Origin of the sequence: Streptomyces tamarix (genome assembly GCF_032423885.1) — a bacterium.
Classification (GTDB): domain Bacteria; phylum Actinomycetota; class Actinomycetes; order Streptomycetales; family Streptomycetaceae; genus Streptomyces; species Streptomyces tamarix.
This window is the reverse complement of the sequence record NZ_JAWCTQ010000090.1, coordinates 1-3772: the sequence shown is the minus strand read 5'-3', so window position 1 is coordinate 3772 and position 3772 is coordinate 1. Positions and strand designations below refer to the sequence as shown.

Sequence of the window (3772 nt, the reverse complement as noted above, 5' to 3'; positions counted from 1 at the left end):
GGCTCACACTAACGCTCCTGGTTGTAGGTACTACCCGGGCCACTGTGTCGATCGTAAGTGGCCGATCCGTTCATGTCCGTTCCCGCGTTGCGCCCCTGCTGGACACCCCGCCGCAGGTTGCTCAACCTGCCGCGGACGTCCTCGGGGGCGCGGGAGACCTGCGGGCCGCCCTGCGGGGTCTGCTCCGCGGTTCCCTCGACGAGGTTGGCCTTGGGAACCCGCCGGGGCAGCCCGGAAGCAGTGACCCCGCCGGCCTTCGGCTCCTTGAGCTTCACGGCCCGCTGCCAGCGTTCGTCGTTGGTCGAACGCCAGGCGCCGGAGTCGTCCGCGTCGCTCTGGGGAACCTGCCCGGCCGGCTGGGCGTGCTCGTCCGCGGTGTCCTGCTGGTGGCCCCGGTCCCGGCTCGGCCGGTCCGCCGGCCGCTGGCTGCCGCGGCGCGGCAGCCCCGCGCCGGTCAGCTCGTGCTCGGCGTTGGGCACGGAACCCGGACGGTCGAAGCCTACGCGGTCCCGCTCGTTCGCGGGAACGCCCTGAGCGGATTCCGGTTCGCCGCCGTAGCCGCCGTCGTAGCCGCCCTGGTACGTCTGCTGCACAGGCCACCCGCCCTGGTCGGGCTGGGCCTCGAACTGGTTGCCGTACGACGGCTGCTCGGCGTCGCGGCCGGCGAAGCCGCCTTCCGCATACGCGGGCCCCGGGTACTCGCCGGTGGCATAGTCACCGCCGTTCGCGTAGCCGTCCCCGTGGTACCCGCCGCCGTTCCGGTACGCGTCCTCGGCGCCGTAGCCGTCGCCCTGGTAGCCGCCGTCCTGGTGACCGGCGCTCTGGTAGCCGCCGTCCTGGTGACCGGCGCCGCCGGGGTAGCCCGCGCCGTCGCCCTGGTAGCCCTCCTGCGGCTGGGAATCGCCGTAGCCGGGCTGCTGTTCGTAGCCGCCCTGCCCGTACGGCTGCTGGGCGCCCCGCTGCTCGTACGGGGCCTCGTGGCCGCCCTCGTACCGCTCCTGCTCCCGGTCGTCGTGCGACGGCCCGCCCTGCAACTGCGCGCCGAGTGCGGCACGGCGTCCCCCGCGCCTCAGGGAGCGGCCCACCGGGTCCATCGCGGCGCCGTCCTGCTGCGGCTCGTAGCGGGAGTCGTCGAAGCCGAGCTCCGCGGCCGTCCGCATCGGGGCGGCCTCGTACGCCTGCTGCTCCGGGATGATCTGGGAGACCGTGAAGTCTTCCTGCAGCGGCTCGCCGCCACCACCGTGGGTGATCGCGTCCGGCAGCATGACCAGCGACGTCGTACCGGCCTGCTCGCCCGAGGGGCGCAGCTGGACGCGGATGCCGTGCCGGTCGGCGAGGCGGCCGACCACGAAGAGGCCCATGCGCTGGGAGACCGCGACGTCCACCGTCGGCGGATTGGCCAGCTTGTGGTTGATGTCCGCGAAGTCCTCGGCGGTGAGGCCGATGCCCTTGTCGTGGATCTCGATCATCACGCGGCCGTCGGGCAGCCGCGTCGCGGTGACGCGCACCTTGGTCTGCGGCGACGAGAACGTGGTGGCGTTCTCCAGCAGCTCGGCCAGCAGGTGCACGAGGTCGGTCACGGCCTGGCCGTGGATCTCCGCCTCGGGAACGCCCGACAGCTCGATGCGCTCGTACTGCTCCACCTCGGAGGTGGCGGCGCGCATGACGTCGACCAGGGGGACCGGCTGGTCCCAGCGGCGGCCCGGCTCCTCGCCGGCGAGGATCAGCAGGTTCTCGCCGTTGCGGCGCATGCGGGTGGCCAGGTGGTCCAGCTTGAAGAGGTTCTCCAGCTGGTCGGGGTCGGCCTCGTTGTTCTCCAGGTCCGTGATCAGCGTCAGCTGACCCTCGATCAGGGACTGGTTGCGCCGCGACAGGTTGGTGAAGATCGCGTTGACGTTGCCCCGCAGCAGGGCCTGCTCGGCGGCGAGCCGGACGGCCTCGCGGTGGACCTGGTCGAAGGCCCGCGCGACCTCGCCGATCTCGTCGCGCGTGTCGATCGGGATCGGCTCGACCCGCGTGTCGACCTTGCCCGGGTCGGTCCGCGAGAGCTGGTCGACCAGCATCGGCAGGCGCTGCTCCGCGACGCCGAGCGCGGCGTGGCGCAGGCGGCGCATGGAGCGGCTCATCTGGCGCGCCATGAGGGCGGCCAGGACGAAGGCGGCGAGCAGCGCGACCACGACGATGCCGCCGTTGACGAACGCGTCCGTCCGGGCCTCGTCGGCGATCCGGGTGGCCTCGTTGAGCGCCTTGGTGAGCAGCTCGGTCTCGACCTCGGTGTACCCGTCGAACTTGCCGGTGGCGACGGCCATCCAGGTCTCGGGGGTAACTCCGCCCTGCTTGCGCTTGACGAGCGCCCTGATGTCGCCGGCGTCCTCGGCCTTGCCGATCTCGACGGCCATGCCCTCGAAGACCGACTTCTCACCCGAGGCCGTCTGGGCGACCGGCGGCTGCACGCCGGAGGCGGCGAACTCCTTGGCGCCGTCCTGCGCCTTGCCGGTCATCACCTCGGTGAGCCGGTCGACGTCCTCCTGCGTACCGCCGGAGACGAACTCGCCGATGGCGATGTCCTCCAGGTACTTGTACGAGTTGAACGCCTTCGACTGGGCCTTGAAGACCTCGTCGTCCTCGCTCGGCCGGAGCAGCAGGTGCATGCCGATCGAGCGCTGGAGCGACTCGGCGGCCTTGGCGAGCTGGATGGCGTAGACGGTGCGGCCGAAGCTCGTGATGTTGCCGGTGCCCAGGCCGAGCTCGTTGGAGAACTCCATGAGCACGTGCTGGACCCGGGTGTAGCCCTCTTCGGTCTTCACCGGGTCCAGGGCCTTGGTGTACGCGGCCTTCCGCAGGTCCTGGAGCTGCGGCTCCTCCGTGCGGAAGAGCTGGAGGCGGCGCTCCAGGCCCTGTCCCTCGGGCATGTCCTGGACGGCCCCGTCGAACTTCCGCTTCGCGGCGTCCGTGGCGGCGTACGCGTCGGTGACGGCGCTCGCCTCCCGGGCGGACTCGCTCGTGGCGGTGAGCAGCGGCTCCGCGGTGAGGTCGCGCTCGTTGAGCAGCGCCTGGCCGTACTCGGAGGCGGCCTGCACGATGCGCGCGGTCTTCTCCGCGTCCCGCGCCTCCTGCCAGGTGTCGACGGCCGTCTTCACCTGGAAGCCGCCCATCACCAGGCCGACCAGCACGGGCACGAGGAGGATGGCGTTCAGACGCGTCGCCACGTGCCAGTGGCGGGGGGAGAACCGGCTGGGGCTGCCGCCGGCGGGGGCGGGACCGGCCGGGGGTGTCACGGGCGCATCCGCAGGCGGCGCCGCCGTGCGCGGCGGCGGGGTGAAGTTCCCCCGCGCCTGCTGCTCCGCGGCGCTTTTCGTGCTTCGCCTCACTCGACCAACAACCTCTCGGCGTCGGCACCTACGATGTGCCGTTCTTCTGCTTCAGAGCCGTACTACTCAGGAGTTCGTGCATTGCAGCACGTAAAGCGGCCGCGTTCCAAACAGCCCGATCGAGCGATTACCGACGGTCCGCACGACAGATAAAACGGGCATAAAGAGCATGAGCCGTCAAAAAGCGGGCCCCATGTGAGCGCAGCGACACCATGTGGATGCGTCTCGTGTCCGAGAGGTTGCAATTCTCTGTCGAAACGTTATGAACGTGCGGGCGGGCCGTGTCGGACGACACAGCCCGCCCCCCGAGCGCCTACGACAACTGCCGTATCCGTGCGCCCACTTGTTGATCAGCGGGCCGGGGCGGACCACTCCGCCCGCCCCGGGGCGCCTACTTCAAC

Annotated in this window: 1 protein-coding gene; it reads right to left on the bottom strand. The window is 71.2% G+C overall.

Annotated features, from left to right (window positions below):
- Nucleotides 1-8: 8 nt before the first annotated feature.
- Nucleotides 9-3371 carry a sensor histidine kinase gene (locus tag RND61_RS32310; RefSeq protein WP_315881735.1) on the bottom strand — a complete coding sequence of 1121 codons (3363 nt, stop codon included), beginning with the start codon at nt 3369-3371 and terminating at the stop codon, nt 9-11.
- Nucleotides 3372-3772: the final 401 nt, after the last annotated feature.